Raw genomic sequence first — 15,340 nt, forward strand, 5'->3', positions numbered from 1 at the left:
GGGCGGCTACTGGCGCCGGGCGGCCAGCTTGTAGTCGCGGTGCCACCGGGACGGCAGCGAGGCCAGCACGTCGGCGCTCTTCTGCGTCTGGGCGATGGACTCGTACTTCTGCTGGATCTGCCCGTCACCCACGACGAAGCCGTTGGCGTAGACCACCGTCTGGTCCTGGGCGAGCGCGAGCTTCTCCGCGTCCGAGCCGACCTTCACGTTGTACACCTTGCCGGCGTACGGCTCGCGGCTGACCTCGACGAGCCTGCTGGGGCCCGCCTGGGTCATCACCACGTCGCCCTGCTTGAGGGCGCGGGCCTGCACCATGCCGCGCGCCAGGACCTGGATGGGGTGCATCTCCGTCATCAACAGGCTGTGGCCCGCCGCGCTGCGGATGCGCACCATGGGCACCGTCTCGGTGCCCACGGCCGTGTCCATGACGGTGAGCGTGGGCTGGTGCGGGTTCTTCACCTTGTCGCCGGCCTTGAGCGACTCCACGGGCGCCACCTTGCCCTCGGCCAGCGCGATCTGCGTCCCCGCCGCCAGGCAGCTGTTGGTGACGGTGATCTTCTTGAAGGTGTAGTCCGGGCGCGGCACGGCGCGGTCGTTGCTCAGCGTCACGGAGGACTGGTACGTGGCGCCGCCCGTCCCGACGACGGGCAGGACGATCTTCAACGTGAGCTTCACCTCGTCCTGCACCTGGCGGCAGCCGTCGTCGAAGAAGGCCGCGTGGGCGCCCGTCAAATCCCAGGAGAAGGTCTTCTTGTCGGCGCTGAGGGAGGCGCGGTCCCAGAACTGCCCCATCCTCGCCTCGATGAGGTTGCCGTCCGTCACGTCGCAGCCGCCGCCCGCGTTGGTGAGGATGAGCTTGAGGTGGCCCACCTCATACGTCGGCGTCCCCAGGGCCAGGTCCGCCTTGAACTGGTTGATCTTCGCCTGGTCGAAGGTGTGGGGCGCGGAGGTGAGCGACAGCTGCCCCTTGAGGGGCAGCTTGATGGCCTGCGGGGTGCCGGTCAGGTCGTAGTCGCAGTCCTGGGTCCACGTGCGGTTGAGGCACACGGAGATGAGGTTGTCGTTGAGCACCGTGTCCACGGGCGCCTGGACGGTGAGCGCGGAGTACGTGGGGCGCGTGGAGGTGGTGCCCGGCGGCGAGCCGAACTCCGAGTAGAGGTACGAGTCCTTGAACCCCTCGACGGAGTCCTCGACCTTGTACGAGGAGACCCGGTAGCGGCCCAGCTGGGTGAGCCCCAGGTTCGCGGTGGTCGGGACGGTGAGGTTGGTGCCCTGGTCGTACTCCTCCGCCCAGGCGAGCTGGGTGAGCGGGTGGCCCGTCTGGTCGGTGAAGTTGGTGTCCGTGTACGTGTAGTACGTGCCGCCCGGGAAGGTGGACGTGGACACGCCCTGCCCGTCGTTCTCCTCGCGTGTGGTCTCACCCGCGTTGGCCGACTCGATGGCGTGCATCTCCTTGCGCTCGGCGGACGTCGCCAGCCCGGCGTCCTCCGACGACAGCTGGCCCGGCGCGAAGCCCCGCGACACGTGCTCCTTCTGGCGCGCGGCCAGCGCCTCGAACAGGTACGGCGAGTTCTCCGGCGTCTTGCCCGCCAGCTTCAGGCGCGCCTTCGCGAAGCGGTACTGGGCCGGGTCCGCCAGGTTCAACCGGACGCGCACGTCCGGCTTGGCGATGGAATGCAGGTAGGCCTCGTCCGCCCGGTACGTGGTCCACTCGGCCTGGCTCAGCCGGGTGGCGTCGCCGAGCCCGCGCAGCGTGCGGCCGAAGTCCGCCACCTGCTGCTCGTGGGGACTGGAGGTGCAGCCCGACAGCAGGGCCAGGCAGGCGGTGCTACCCATCACCAGAAAACGACGTGCTCGTGACATGGTGTTTCCTCCTCCGCTTGGAACGGCTCTCACATGCAGACTTGCTGGAAGTCGGGGCAGCAGTCGTTGAACTCCAGGCAGCTCGGGTCGCAGAAGCAGCCCTCCGCGCCCACGCCGCACAGGCCCACGCAGCTGTTGGCCTCGCCCACGCAGAAGCCGTTGCCCTGCGTCAGGTCGCTGAAGAGCAGCGAGTCGGGCGAGCCCTTCAGGTCCTCCACGCACTCGAGCGTGGCGGAGTCGCGCAGGTTGGCGACGATTTGCGCGGGCGTGGCGGTGCGGTGGGTGCCCAGGTATTGCGCCACCGCGCCGGCGACGTGGGGGCTGGCCATGGACGTGCCCTCGTCGACGACGCTCGCCACCGCGTCGCCCATCCAGGCGCCGAGGATGCTCACCCCCGGCGCGAAGATGTCCACGCACGGGCCCCAGTTGGAGAACGTCGCCCGGACGTCCGCGTCGTCGACGGCGCCCACGGTGATGACCAGGGGCTCGCTCGCGGGGGACTGGGTGCAGGCGTTCAGGTCGTCATTGCCCGCGGCCACCACCACCGGGATGCCCGCGTTGACCAGCGCCGCGGCGGCCAGGTTCGCCGGCACGTACAGCGGCCCGGTGATGCTCACGTTCGCGACGCAGGGCCCGTCCTGCCGGGGACAGTCGGCGCGCACGAAGTCCATGCCCGCGATGATGGCCCCCCAGGTCCCCAGGCCGTTGCACCGCAGCACCCGCACCGGGTGCACGGTGGCCTCCTTGGCCATGCCATAGAGCGTGCCCACGGCGGTGCTGGCCACATGGGTGCCATGGCCGTGGCAGTCCTCGATGCCCCGGCCATCCGGCACGAAGCTCTGTGACGAGCCCACCCGTCCGGTGAACTCCGAGTGCTCCGTGTTGAGCCCCGTGTCGAGCACGTACACGTGCACCCCGGCGCCCGTGTTGTCGAAGTCGTTGTACTGGCCGTCGCGCCCCTGGCGCTGGTCCACCCGGTCGATGCCGTCCGCGGGGCTGGGCACCGTGGCGCTGAGGGTGACCTGCTGGTCCTCCTCGATGAGGGCCACGCCCGGCTCGGCGCGCAGCCGCTCCACCTGGGCGCTGTCCAGGCGCGCCGCGAACCCGGGGATGAGCTGGTAGCGGTGCCGCACCTGATTGATGCCGCCCGCGCGCGCCACCCGGCCCACAGCCGAGTCGATGGCCTGCCCCGTGATGCCCTCGGAGAAGACGACGATGTACTCGTCGGGGACGCGCCGCGCCTCGGGGGCGCGGCCCAACGGCGCCAGCTTCGGAGCCGAACCGGGCCCCTGGGCGGAGGCGCCCTGGGGCGGGCGCTCCTCGCAGGCGATGAATCCCAGGACGAGCGCCCCCAACAAGGGCAGGGCCTCAAGCTTCATTCCAAGCAAGGGATGGGCACGTCGGGGCAGGGGCCGCATGGTGTCTCGGTCTGGGTGGGCCGAGCGACGCCCGCGCCGACACGGGGCCTCTCGGGATGGACGGGGGATGTCCGCGGCGGCGGAGGGCTTCCGCTACCGCGGGGGGAGGCGTGGACGTGGATGGCGTGAGCGCGAGCCCCAGGCGGGCCCGAGCGACGTTCGCGTCTTGAAGACGCACGCCCGAATCAACCTATGCATCAATTCTCGATATTCACTTTGGGTGAATTGTTTCATCGAGGATGCGCGTGAGGCTGAGATGCAGATGGCTCTCCACGCTGCGCAGGACGCTGGTGAACTCCTGGGAGGAGAGGTCCAGGCGTTCCTTGAGCAGGCGCCGCGTCTCGTCGTGCACGGCCTGCTGGGCGCTGTGCAGCCAGCGCGAGACGGTGGACTGGTTGACGCCGAAGAGGGTGCCGAGCTTCGGGGTGGAGAGGCGGTCCACGAAGTGGAGGCGCAGCAGGTAGCGGTGCTCTCCGGGGAGGATGGCGAAGGCGTCCTCCAAGGCCTTCCGGAACGCGTCGTGGTACCGGCGTTGGATGGCCTCCAGCTCGGGGTCGGGCGCGGGCGTGGGCAGCAGCTCCAGGACGGTGTCGCTCGACGGGCAGGGCTCCTGGGACTTGCGCAGCAGGCTCAGGGCCGTGCGCAGGGCCACCACCCGCACCCAGTTGGCCAGGGTGCCCCGGCCGGAGTACTCGGCGATGCGGGGCGCGGCGGCGGTGCGCACCAGCAGCCGCTCACGGACCTGCTGACGCACCTCGTCCACCATCGCCGCCGGCAGCCGCATGTGCGCGAGCACCGTCGGCACGCTGGCCATGTGGTGCCGCTCGAAGGCGGCGAGCGCCGTGCCCAGTCCCTGCACGCAGCCGCACGCCAGATAGAGGTCGCCGGCCTCGAGCCGCTCCAGCGCCGTCCCCCAGTCCTCGCCCGGCGCCAGGCGCGGGAGGTGGAGGGCCAGGTGTCGCATGAAGCTCTCGGCGCCCAACGGGATGTCCGGCCAGTGCTCCCGGCCTTCGTTCCAGAGCCGTGACAGCCACGGCTCCAACACCTCGGGCGTGACGTCCTCCGGCGGGACGCCCGCATGCGCCAGGAATAACGGTGCGAATGCCAAGCCCCCCTCCTCCATGCCGCCATTATAACCGATGGAGCCTGACTTACTCTGAGTGCGGGTTAATCTGAGTGAAGGTCGTCTTTGGGCATGAAAGGGGAGAGTTTCTCGCTTTACCGGATGAAGTCCGTTTTGTGAGAGGCTCTGACCGGGGGCATACAGGGGGGTGTCAAATCCTTACATCCGGCTGCCTGTGCGAGGAAGACGTGGTGGCGCTCGTCGAGGAGCGGCTGGACGGCGCGGCGAGGGGGCGCGTCCATCGCCACGCCGCCGAGTGCCCCGCGTGTCGGGAGCTGCTGGTCGCCGTCATGCGCAGCCAGACGGGGAGCGTGGACGCGCCCGCGCCTGCCTGGGGGCCCACGGTGGCGCGGACCTGGGTGCCGCCCGGGGTGCTGGACGAGTTCCACCTGGTGCGGCTGTTGGGGCGGGGGGGCATGGGCGCGGTGTACCTGGCGCATGACACGTCGTTGGACCGGCTCGTCGCGCTCAAGCTGAGCGTCGCGCTGGAGCCGGACACCAGCACGTTGGACAGCTTCGCCATCGAGGCGCGCGCCATCGCCCGCATCAAGCACCCCAACGTCGTCACCGTGTTCCGGGCGGGGCAGGTCGAGGGGCGGCCGTATCTGGTGTACGAGTACGTGGACGGCAAGAGCCTGGCGGAGCTGGCGCCGCCCCTGCCGTGGCGGTACGTGCTGGACATCGCGCTGGGGCTTTCGCGGGGCTTGAGGGCCGCGCATCAGCGCGGGGTGCTCCACCGGGACGTGAAGCCGGGCAACGCCATCCTGGACGCGGATGGCAGCATCAAGCTGCTCGACTTCGGGCTCGCGGCCTTCGTGGGGACGGACCGCTCGAAGCCGTGGGCCGTGCCGGGCGTCGTCGGCACGCCGCGCTACATGGCGCCCGAGGTGCGCCTGGGGGCGCCGGCCACGCCGCAGAGTGATTTGTATGCCCTGGGGCTGCTCGTGTACGAGCTGTGCACGGGGCGTGTCCCGCATGTGCGCGCCTCCGGTGCGGACCTGGAGGCGGGCCGGGTGGCGGCCGCGCTGGTGCCGCTGGTGGACCTGGTGCCGGGAATCGACCTGGACTTCGCGGAGGCCGTCGAGCGCTGTCTGGAGGAGGACCCGTCCGCGCGCTTCGGCCGCGTGGATGCGCTGTGCACCGCGCTGGAGCGTCTGGTGTCGCAGGGGCCGGCCGCAGGCTTCGCGCCCGTGCGGTCCGCCGCCATCGCGGAGACCCGCCCGTGAGCGGGTCTCCGGCTGCTTGGGGCGCTACAGCTCCACCTTCTTCTCCGTCTGGTTCGTCCCGTCGAAGCGCAGCATCACGCCCTTGTTGTCGTAGCGGGTGATGATGTTGACGGGGCGGCGCCACAGGGACTGGAGGTTGCGCAGCGTCTCGCGGGCGTAGTCACCCTTGAGGTCCTGGCCGTCGTGCTTGTGCGCGAGCAACAGCTCCCCGCGGTTCTCGTGGTTGCCGTCCACCACCTCGATGATGGGCTGGCCGAAGTTGGTGAGCCCCTGCAACAGCTTGCTCTTCACCTTGCGGAACTCGCGGTCGAGGATCTCCCACGAGTTGCGCTTGTCGTTGAAGCCATACACGAAGAGCTTCTGCTCCATCGCGAACTCGGGCGTCAGGAACGTGTCGATGAAGGTGATGTCGTTGTAGTGCTTGCGGACCTCGAAGATCTTCTCGCGTCCGGCGCCCAGCTTCTTGTCCCAGTTGCGGCGGGCGCGCAGGTCATCACACTCGTCCCACTCCTTGCCGAAGCGGCCCTTGTTCCAGCGCTCCTCGATGTCCCGCCACAGCTCGATGCCCAGCTTGTAGGGATTGATGGCGCCGGGGCGCGTCCCCATGGTGCCGGAGTGGTGGTCCGCGTAGTCGATGATTTCGTCGTCGCGCAGCGCCCTGCGGGTCATGATGGTGGAGTGCCAGTAGCTGGCCCACCCCTCGTTCATGATCTTGGTCTGGCCCTGGGGCGCGAAGTAGTAGGCCTCCTCGCGGAGGATGGCCAGGATGTCCGACTCCCACGGCTCCAGCGGCGCCTCCTCCAGGAGGAAGAGCAGCACGTCGCGCTGGGGGCGCTCGGGGAACTTCTTGGCCCGCTGCTTCTCGTCCTCCACCTTCTTGCGCTGGGAGTCGAGGAACTCGGACGGGTTGATGTAGCCGCGCATGTACTCGCGGCCGACCTTGAAGCCCTCCACGCGCTCGTTGGACTTGAGCTCGTCCTCGGCGCGCCTGGGGTCCGGGTTGCGCCGGATGTGGGGCGAGTGCTGGTCGATGAGGTTCTCCAGGCTCAGGGTCCGGTCGATGAAGTCCTCGACCTTCTCCACGCCGATCTTGTCCACCCAGCGGCGCACCCGCGTGGCGTGGTTGGCCATCTCGTCGATCATCCGCCGGTTGGTGTGGCGGAAGGAGAAGTTGTTCTTGAAGAAGTCGCAGTGACCGTAGACGTGGGCCATGACCAGCTTCTGGTCCACCTCCGGGTTGCTCTCCATCAAGTACGCGTAGCAGGGGTCGTTGTTGATGACGAGCTCGTAGATTTTACTCAGGCCGTACTCGTAGCCCTTGGAGAGCTGCTCGTACTCCATGCCCCAGCGCCAGTGCGGGTAGCGGGTGGGGAAGCCGCCGTAGGCGGCGACCATGTTCATCTCGTCGTAGGACACCATCTCGAAGACGGTGTCGAAGAAGTCGAGTCCGAACTCCTTCGCGTAGCCGTGGATCTCATCCCTCAGCGCGGCGAGACGGGGCGTAAGGCTCTTGGGCATCGGGAAGTCTCTCCGGAGGACAGGTGGGGGCGCTGGCTCTTCAGCGTCCCTTGCCGAGGAAGTCCTTGATGGACGCGTAGATGGCGTCCTTGTCCGCGATTTCGCTGAGCGCGACGTTGGGGGTGTCACCCACCGCCTCGCGAAGGTCCTTGATGAACTGACCGCTGCCGTAGGGGGACTCCACCTGTCCGTAGGCGAACTGGTTGACGTTGGGCAGCACGTCGTTGCGCAGCATCTCGATGCACTGGCGCGTGTCGTCCGCGCTCCAGTTGTCCCCGTCGCTGAAGTGGAACGGATAGACGTTCCAGGCGCTCTTCGGGTAGTCGGCCAGGATGATGTCGCGGCAGAGCTTGTAGGCGCTGGAGATCATCGTCCCGCCGGACTCGCGGGTATGGAAGAACGTGTCGCGGTCCACCTCGCGCGCCACCGCGTCGTGGATGATGTAGCGCGCCTCCAGGCCCTTGTATTGGTGGCGCAGCCACGTATCGAGCCAGAAGCTCTCGATGCGGACGATCTCCTTCTGCTCGTCACCCATGGAGCCGGACACGTCCATCATGTAGATGATGACGGCGTTGGTCTCCGGGAGGTCCTGCAGCTTGTAGCTGCGGTAGCGGCGGTCCTCGCGGGTGGGGATGATGACGGGCCTGGCGGCGTCGTAGGTGCCGGCGGCGATTTGTCTGCGCAGGGCCTGCTTGAAGGTGCGCTTGAAGTGGCGCAGGGATTCGGGGCCGGTGGTGTTGATGCCGGTGTAGCGAATCTTCTGGGTGATGATCTTCTCGTTCTGGCGCCGCTCGATGTGGGGCAGCTGCAGCTCCTCGCCCAGTATCTGCGCCAGCTCCTCGAGCGTGACATCCACCTCCAGGGCGTGGTCTCCCTCACCCTGGCCGGCCTGGTGCCCGTCCCCGGGCTCCACCGCCCCGGGGCCGAGCTGCTGGCCCACCTCGCCGTCACCCTGTCCGACGCCGCCCTGCTCCTTGTGGCCGTACTTGAAGCGGGGGATGTCGATGAAGGGGATGGGGATGCTGATGGCATCCTTGCCCTTCTTCCCAATCATCTCGCCCTTCTGCACGTACTTGCGCAGGTTGGCTTTGATCTTCCCGCGGACGATCTGTTTGAAGCGGGAGTGGTCCTGGTGGATCTTCAAGGTCACGACGGCTCGCCCTTCTCCTGAGGTGGTTACTCCTTCGCGTCGCCGCGGGCGAAGATGCTCGCCACGAAGTTCAACACGTCGGTGGAGCAGATCTCGCAGTAGCCGTAGTTCTTCATCATCCGGTCCTTCACCAGGTCGATCTTCTCCTGGGTCTCCTTGTCCACGACGGAGGAGACGAGGTTCTTGAGCTTGATGCTGTCCTTCTGGTCCTCGAACAGCTTCAGCTCGAGCGCCTTGTGCAGCCGCTCGTTGGTCCGGTAGTTGAAGGTCTTCCCCTCCACCGCCAGCGCGCCGATGTAGTTCATGATTTCGCGCCGGAAGTCGTCCTTGCGGCTGTCGGGGATGTCGATCTTCTCTTCGATGGCCCGCATCAGCCGCTCGTCCGGCTCCTCGTAGAGGCCGGTGTACTTGTTCTTGACCTTCTCCTTCTGGGTGTAGGCCTTGATGTTGTCGATGTAGTTGCCGCACAGTTTGCCGATGGCGTCCTCGTCGGCGCTGATGGCGCGCTGGACCTCGTTCTTGACGATGTCCTCGTACTCCTGCTTCACGGAGGTGAGCAGCTCCTTCATCCGCTTGCGCGCGTCCTCGTTGTTGATGAGCGAGTGCGTCTTGAGGCCCGCCTCCAGCTCGTTGAGGACCATGAAGGGGTTGATGCAGCCCTCGCCCTTGTCGCTCACCAGCGCGTTGGAGATTTTATCCTGGATGTAGCGCGGGGAGATGCCCTCCAGGCCCTCGCGGATGCTCTCCTTGCGCAGCTCCTTGATGTTGTCCTCGGTGAAGTTGGGGAGCGTCTTGCCGTTGTAGAGCTTGAGCTTCTGCAGGAGCGACAGGTTGTGCTTCTTGGGCTCCTCCAGGCGCGTGAGCACCGCCCACATGGCCGCCATCTCCAGCGTGTGCGGCGCGATGTGCTTGCCCTTGATGGCGCGGGAGTTGAAGTCCTTCTCGTAGATCTTCACCTCCTCGGCGAGCTTGGTGATGTACGGCACGTCGATCTTCACCGTGCGGTCGCGCAGGGCCTCCATGAACTCGTTGTTCTCGAGCTTCTTGTACTCGGGCTCGTTGGTGTGGCCGAGGATGACCTCGTCGATGTCCGTCTGCGGGAACTTCTTCGGCTTGATTTTGTGCTCCTGCGACGCGCCGAGCAGGTCGTAGAGGAAGGCGACGTCCAGCTTGAGCACCTCGACGAACTCGATGATGCCGCGGTTGGCGATGTTGAACTCGCCGTCGAAGTTGAACGCGCGCGGGTCGGAGTCCGAGCCGTACTCGGCGATCTTCCGGTAGTTGATGTCACCGGTGAGCTCGGTGGAGTCCTGGTTCTTCTCGTCCTTGGGCTGGAAGGTGCCGATGCCCACGCGGTCCTTCTCGCTGAAGACCAGGCGGTTGACGCGCACGTGGTCCATCACCCGCGCGAAGTCACCGTGGTACTGGGTCATCAGGTCCTTGAAGACGAAGCGGCAGGCGGGGCACAGCTCCGAGCCGTCCGGGATGGTGTAGCCGGAGTCCGGCGGCGACAGCTCCTGGTAGACCTTGGCGCGCCACTCGCGGGGAACCAGGTTGAGCGGCTCCTCGTTCATGGGGCACTTCATCTTCTCCTTCACGACGGTTCCGTCCGGCAGCTTCTTGTCGGTGGTCCAGGAGAAGGTGTACGCGGCGCCCTCGGGCGTCTTCGAGTAGTCCTCGGTGCCCTTCTTGAGCAGCCGCGCGATGGTGGACTTGGACGAGCCCACGGGGCCGTGCAGCAGGATGACGCGTTTCTCGGTGCCGTAGCCCTGGGCGGCGGACTTGAAGACGTTCACCAGCTTCATCAGCGGCACATCCAGGCCGAAGATGGCGTCCTTGCCGCCGAACTTCTCGTCGCTGAAGAAGTGGTAGCGGATGAGCTTCTTCTTGTTGTCGATGTACTCCGTCTTCCCGTGGCTGAGGATCATGTCGTAGATCCTCTGGAAGGCGGTGCGTGTCACCTTGGGGTTCTTCCGGACGATTTCGAGGTACTCCTCGAAGTTGCCTTCCCAGTTGAGCTCCGCGTAGGTCTTCGCGTCCTGGAGCGCGGCGATTTTGGAGACCCACGAACCCTTCTCAGCGTCCCTCATGTCTCTCCCTCGGAAGCCGGCCTGGGGTGCGAGGCACTCGCGCCCTAGGGGGCCAGAATGGTGAACCTGGAGGGCTGGATTGCCATTCCACAACCATCCCGCCGAGGTCCCAGGCACGACAGCCCTGCAGCCAATTCGGGACCCCGCCGCGGAATGGGACCGCGCGTTACGCTCGTGTCAGGGGCAGGACGCCGGAACAGGCGCGCCCCCTCCACGGGGTGAAGAGGCAAGGGTGATTATAGGGCGGCGCGTGCAACGGGGTAGGTGCCCCCCCGGAACGCGAGGGGTATTGAACGCCTGACGGCCTTGCCGGAGGCGGACTGTTGGCTGGCTGTGGGGCGGCGTCTGTGTTCCTTCCACATGTCGGCGGTGCAGGTGAGGGGCGCCAAGACATCCCTGACAGCAGCCAGGCGGGCGTGCCTGCACCGAAGGGTGATACATTCGCCACGCGGTACACGTTGGCTCGGGCCCGCTGTGCCTCCGGGGCGCGCGAGGGCGGCGGTGTGCTCGCTCCGGCGCGCGGTTCGCTGAGGGTGAAGTCGGCTGCGGGGAGGCTGGAGAAGACGGGGTCGCCGGCTTGGCTTTGGGCCGTGCCTGCGTATCCTGCCGCGCGTCATGGCGACCGCACCTACCTCTGTCTCCCACCCTCCGTCCTCCGTGCCGAGTCTCGCGGCGGTCCCGTCCCCCGCGCCCGAGCCGAGCACGCGCCTCCTCATCGGAGTGCTGTTGGCGGTGGCGCTGGTGCCCCGGCTGCTCGTCTTCTTCGTGAACGAGAACCTGTACGGCGACGCGGTGGTGCGCACGGAGCTGGCGGAGCGGTGGCTGCGCGCCCCGCACCTCATCACCGCGTACGGTGATGGCGCGTACCAGTTCGGGCCGCTGCACCTGTACCTGGTGGGCATCGCGCTGTCGGTGTTCGACCGGGAGGTGGCCGGGCGCGTGGTGAGCCTGCTGTTCGGCGTGCTGTCGGTGGTGCCGTTGTTCGCGCTGACGCGGCGGCTGTTCGACTGGCGTGCGGGCGTGGTGGCAGCGCTGGTGTTCAGCGCGTGGGGCATGCACCTGCAGTTCTCCACCACCGCGGGCAGCGAGGCGGTGTCGCTGTTCTTCATGCTGGCCGCGTTCGCGTTCTACGCGGAGGGGGTGGACGAGAACCGCTTCGCGCCGCTGTTCCAGGCCGCGCTGATGCTCAACCTGGCGTGCGCGCTGCGCTACGACGCGTGGATGTACATCCCGCTGTTGTGCCTGGGGCTGTTCTTCAGCAGCCAGGACAAGGTGGCGGCGGTGACGCGCGCGGTGGGCTTCGGCCTGGCGTGCCTGCCGTTCCCCCTGTTGTGGATGCAGGGCAACGAGCTGATGCACGGCGACCCGTTCTACCCGGTGAAGGCGGTGGAGGACTTCCACCGGGACTGGGTGCTCTCCTCGGCGGGCTCGGGGGCGGCCATCGGCTGGCGCGCGCAGCAGCTGTTCTTCTGGCCGGGCGTGGCGCTCTTCACCCTGACGCCGGGCGTGGGGCTGCTCGGTCTGTGGGGCATGGTGAAGGCGTGGAAGGCGCGGCCGGACACGCGCTGGCTGGTGGCGGCGGCGGCGGTGCCCGCGGCGTACTTCACGTTCCGCGCGGTGGTGCTGCTCAACTTCGTGCCGCTGGGGCGCTTCACGGTGACGCAGCTGGCGGTGGTGCCGGTGTTCGTCGCGTTCGGCTTCTGGGCGCTGATGGGCTCGCGCGGCGAGGGCGCGCGCAAGGCGGTGGCGGGGGTGTCCGCGCTGCTCGCGGTGGTGCTGCCGGTGGCGCTGGGCCTGTACACGTTCCGCGACGACGGGCGCCTGCAGACGTCGCTGCGGCCGGTGAGCCCCACGTCGACCAACCCCGTGCCGGTGATGCGCGTGGCGGACTTCGTGAAGGCGGAGGTGGCCGAGAAGGGCGGGGCGCTCGCGCTGGATACGGACCCCAACTACATGGACCTGCAGGTGGCCTTCTTCTCCGGGCTGCCCGAGGAGCGCATCGCGCGCGTGCGTTGGGACACCTTCCGCAAGCTCCTGGGGGAGGCACGGCCGGAGGTGCTGGTGCGCTTCGACCAGGGCTCGCTGGCGAAGGACCCCGGGGTGAGGCTGGAGGGGCGCACGCTGACGTTGGACGGCGTCGCCTACGAGGAGCTGGACGGCTTCACCGCTCCGCTGCACGTCTACCGGCGCCGGCCGTAGCCGCCCGGCGTCACCCGGAGTGTCCGGGCTCGTCGTCGTCGTAGTCGTCCGGGTGGTAGTCGGTGTCCCTGGGGCGGCGCGCGTCCAGCCAGCCCTGGAGGATGAACTGGGCGGCCACCTGGTCGATGACCTCCTTGCGGCGGGCGCGGCTGACGTCCGCTTCCAGGAGCGTGCGCGTGGCGGCCACGGTGGACAGCCGCTCGTCCCAGAGCTCCACCGGGATGCCGAGCGCCTGCGTCAGGGCGTCCGCGAACTTGCGCGAGGCCTCCGCGCGGGGGCCCTCCGAGCCGTCCATGTTGAGCGGCAGGCCGAGGACGAAGCGGTCCGCCTCGTGCTCGCGCGCCAGGGCGCCGAGGGCGGCCAGGTCCGCCTTGAGGGACGTGCGGCGAATGGTGGTGACGCCCTGGGCGGTGAGGCCCAGGCCATCCGAGACTGCCACGCCGATGGTCTTGGTTCCGAAGTCCAAACCCAGGGTTCGCATGCGTGGCGCAACTTAACCGCATCCTCCCTCACGGACCGCGCCGTCCGTTGACGGGGACGTGCCCGGGTTGTCAGTCCGGCTAACCGACGGAATTCGCTCGCGTGGTCGCCGGGCCGCCTGCCGGCACCGTCGCTGCAACCCCCACGAGTCATCGCGCGGCACTCCATCAACCCGCCGCGTGGGAGGACTCATGGTGGACTTCTTGAAGAGCGCGACGAACCTGCTGGCCCGCCCGGAGGGCACGGCGATGGAGGGGGCGGGGGACGCGGGGACTCTCTCTCCGCTCGTCTCCAGCTCCATCAAGGCCGCCACGGGCGTCATGACGGGCAACGTGCTGCAGGCGGGGACGGGCGTGGCGGGCGTGGCGGAGGAGCTGAAGAAGAACCCGGCGGCGAAGACGGAGTACGCGACCTCGGCGGGGGCCGCCGGGAAGACCCAGGGCTATGCCCCGCTGCTGCCCGCGAGCACCAGCGCGTTGGACCCGAAGATGCTGGAGTACGAGGCCGCGCTGAAGGTGCTGGAGGCGAACTTCGAGCAGCTGGACCTCGCGGACGGGAAGAAGTCCGGCTCGCTGTCGAAGGAGGAGCTGCGGCGCGCGGCCAACGACGCCAGCCTGTCCCCGCAGCTTCGCGACGCGGCCCGGTTCCTCACGCAGAACGCGGCGCTGTTCGAGCGGGTGGACTCGCGGGGGCTGCTCTCGTCGCTGATGCCGGTCCTGGGGAGCATCTACAACGACGACCGCATCAAGCTGTCGGGCGTCCGCGCGGAGCTCAAGCGGGTGGGGGAGGAGTTCGCCCGTTATGGCCGGCCGACGGCGCCGCCGGTGTCCCCGCCCAAGCAGGAGGACTGCCCGCCCGGCACGACGCCTCCGCCCACCACCGGTGGGCCGTCCCCGGGGCCGCGTCCCACCCCGCCGGGCAATCCGTCACCGGGGACCGGAGGTGGCACGGGCGGTACGGGAGGCACCGGTGGCACGGGTGGTTCGAATGGCTCGGGCGGCGCGGGGCCGGTGGGGGGCGGCAAGCCGCCCACGTCGAAGGACCCGGACTTCCGCGAGTACCTCGAGGCGGTGGCGGTGCTGCGCGACAACTGGGGGACGTTCGACACGGCGTCGGGCGTGAAGGATGACCGCGTGACTCGCGCGGACATGCTGGCGCTGCTGAACAATCAGGGAGCGTCCTCGACGCTGAAGAAGGCCGCGCAGTTCTTCAAGGACCACCCGGAGTACTTCGACCGGCTGGAGATGGCGGCGGGCATCGACGGGCGCGACGGCATCATCGGCTGGTTGGATGTGAAGGCGGAGCTGGAGCAGTCGAAGGACGTGAAGACGAACACGCCGAGCAAGGCGAGCTCGAGTGTTCGCGGCATCGTCGACAACCCGCGCATGAGCATCGAGGACAAGGTGCAGGCGATCCTCGGCGCCATCTCCAGCGACACGGACACCGAAATCATGGAGGTGATGGAGCAGATGGCGACCGCGGGCGAGGACCGCGCGACGCTGGGCACCACGGACGTGGACAAGAAGAAGGCGGCGAAGCTCGACGGGGACATGCGCGAGCTGGAGCTGCGGCTGCAGCGGCTGCTGGAGAAGCGCAAGGCCATGTTCGACCTGATGAGCAACATGTCCGCCAAGTTCAACGAGATGGCGAAGACGGCCATCTCCAACCTGCGCGGAGCCTGAGTCCATGGGCCGCGTCATCAAACACGAGGGAGTCGAGGGCATGCGGATGGAGACCGGGGCGGTGCACAGGATGCGGTCCTTCGCGCGGGGCGAGGCGACGTGGGCGGAGGTGGAGGGGATGACCTTCGAGGAGGCGAAGGCGATTGCGCAGGTGGGGTGTGACCTGGCGGCCGCGGGGCGGCTGGAGGAGGCGCGCATCCTCTTCGAGGGGCTGGTGGCCGGGAATCCTCGGGACGCGGGCGCTCACGCGGCGCTGGGCACCGTGTACCAGAAGCTCGGGCGGCTGGAGGAGGCCATCGCGGAGTTCAGCGCGGCGCTGGCGCGGGACGCGGGGCATCCGGTGGCGCTGGCGAACCGGGGGGAGCTGTACCTGCGAAAGGGGGAGCGGCAGGGCTTCACGGACCTGTCGAAGGCGGTGGAGGTGGACCCGCACGGTGAGACGGCGGCGGGGCGCAGGGCGCGGGCGCTGGTGAAGGCCATCACGCTGGTCGCGGTGGAGAAGCTCAAGCAGGACGCCCAGCAGCCGTAGCTGGGTGGCGTGGGGGGGAGGAAGTGCCGCTGGCGCTCGGGGGAGTGGCCCGGCGGCGGCTG

11 protein-coding genes are annotated in these 15,340 nt (G+C 68.3%); 4 read left to right on the plus strand and 7 right to left on the minus strand.

The window, feature by feature from the left end:
• Positions 1-6: 6 nt before the first annotated feature.
• From K8640_RS17625 to K8640_RS17635, 3 genes are all read right to left on the minus strand, one after another.
• On the minus strand, positions 7-1,863 hold the full coding sequence (locus tag K8640_RS17625; protein ID WP_223748087.1) for a Hint domain-containing protein: 1,857 nt from the start codon (positions 1,861-1,863) through the stop codon (positions 7-9).
• 29 nt (positions 1,864-1,892) lie between these two features.
• Entirely contained in the window at positions 1,893-3,242 is a 1,350-nt protein-coding gene (locus K8640_RS17630; RefSeq protein ID WP_223748088.1) for a S8 family serine peptidase, read from the minus strand.
• A gap of 250 nt (positions 3,243-3,492) precedes the next feature.
• Entirely contained in the window at positions 3,493-4,389 is an 897-nt protein-coding gene (locus K8640_RS17635) for a sigma-70 family RNA polymerase sigma factor (protein WP_223748089.1), read from the minus strand.
• A gap of 206 nt (positions 4,390-4,595) precedes the next feature.
• Between K8640_RS17635 and K8640_RS17640 the strand changes: the two genes are divergently transcribed.
• Complete coding sequence (locus K8640_RS17640) at positions 4,596-5,630, plus strand: serine/threonine-protein kinase (protein ID WP_194869484.1); 1,035 nt, start codon at positions 4,596-4,598, stop codon at positions 5,628-5,630.
• A gap of 24 nt (positions 5,631-5,654) precedes the next feature.
• On the opposite strand, the gene K8640_RS17645 is transcribed toward K8640_RS17640, so the two are convergent.
• The 3 genes from K8640_RS17645 to K8640_RS17655 are packed head-to-tail and all read right to left on the minus strand — an operon-like array spanning position 5,655 to position 10,388.
• Positions 5,655-7,148: a SpoVR family protein gene (locus K8640_RS17645; protein ID WP_223748090.1), complete on the minus strand. Its 1,494-nt coding sequence runs from the start codon at positions 7,146-7,148 to the stop codon at positions 5,655-5,657.
• Positions 7,149-7,188: 40 nt separating this feature from the next.
• Positions 7,189-8,298 carry a DUF444 family protein gene (locus tag K8640_RS17650; RefSeq protein ID WP_141332034.1) on the minus strand — a complete coding sequence of 370 codons (1,110 nt, stop codon included), beginning with the start codon at positions 8,296-8,298 and terminating at the stop codon, positions 7,189-7,191.
• 26 nt (positions 8,299-8,324) lie between these two features.
• Positions 8,325-10,388, minus strand: coding sequence for a PrkA family serine protein kinase (locus tag K8640_RS17655; RefSeq protein WP_141332033.1), 2,064 nt, complete (start codon positions 10,386-10,388; stop codon positions 8,325-8,327).
• A 615-nt stretch (positions 10,389-11,003) separates the two neighbouring features.
• Between K8640_RS17655 and K8640_RS17660 the strand changes: the two genes are divergently transcribed.
• Positions 11,004-12,587, plus strand: coding sequence for a glycosyltransferase family 39 protein (locus tag K8640_RS17660; RefSeq protein ID WP_223748091.1), 1,584 nt, complete (start codon positions 11,004-11,006; stop codon positions 12,585-12,587).
• Positions 12,588-12,597: 10 nt separating this feature from the next.
• Here K8640_RS17660 and ruvX read toward each other — a convergent pair whose 3' ends face one another.
• Entirely contained in the window at positions 12,598-13,068 is a 471-nt protein-coding gene (gene ruvX / locus K8640_RS17665) for a Holliday junction resolvase RuvX (RefSeq protein ID WP_223748092.1), read from the minus strand.
• 190 nt (positions 13,069-13,258) lie between these two features.
• Between ruvX and K8640_RS17670 the strand changes: the two genes are divergently transcribed.
• Together K8640_RS17670 and K8640_RS17675 are read left to right on the plus strand one after the other, a co-directional pair.
• The gene (locus K8640_RS17670; protein WP_223748093.1) at positions 13,259-14,749 is read left to right on the plus strand and encodes a hypothetical protein; all 1,491 of its coding nucleotides are present in this window, start codon (positions 13,259-13,261) and stop codon (positions 14,747-14,749) included.
• 4 nt (positions 14,750-14,753) lie between these two features.
• Complete coding sequence (locus K8640_RS17675; protein WP_141332029.1) at positions 14,754-15,278, plus strand: tetratricopeptide repeat protein; 525 nt, start codon at positions 14,754-14,756, stop codon at positions 15,276-15,278.
• Positions 15,279-15,340: the final 62 nt, after the last annotated feature.

It is taken from the genome of Myxococcus sp. XM-1-1-1, from assembly GCF_020037095.1.
Taxonomy (GTDB): Bacteria; Myxococcota; Myxococcia; order Myxococcales; family Myxococcaceae; genus Myxococcus; species Myxococcus fulvus.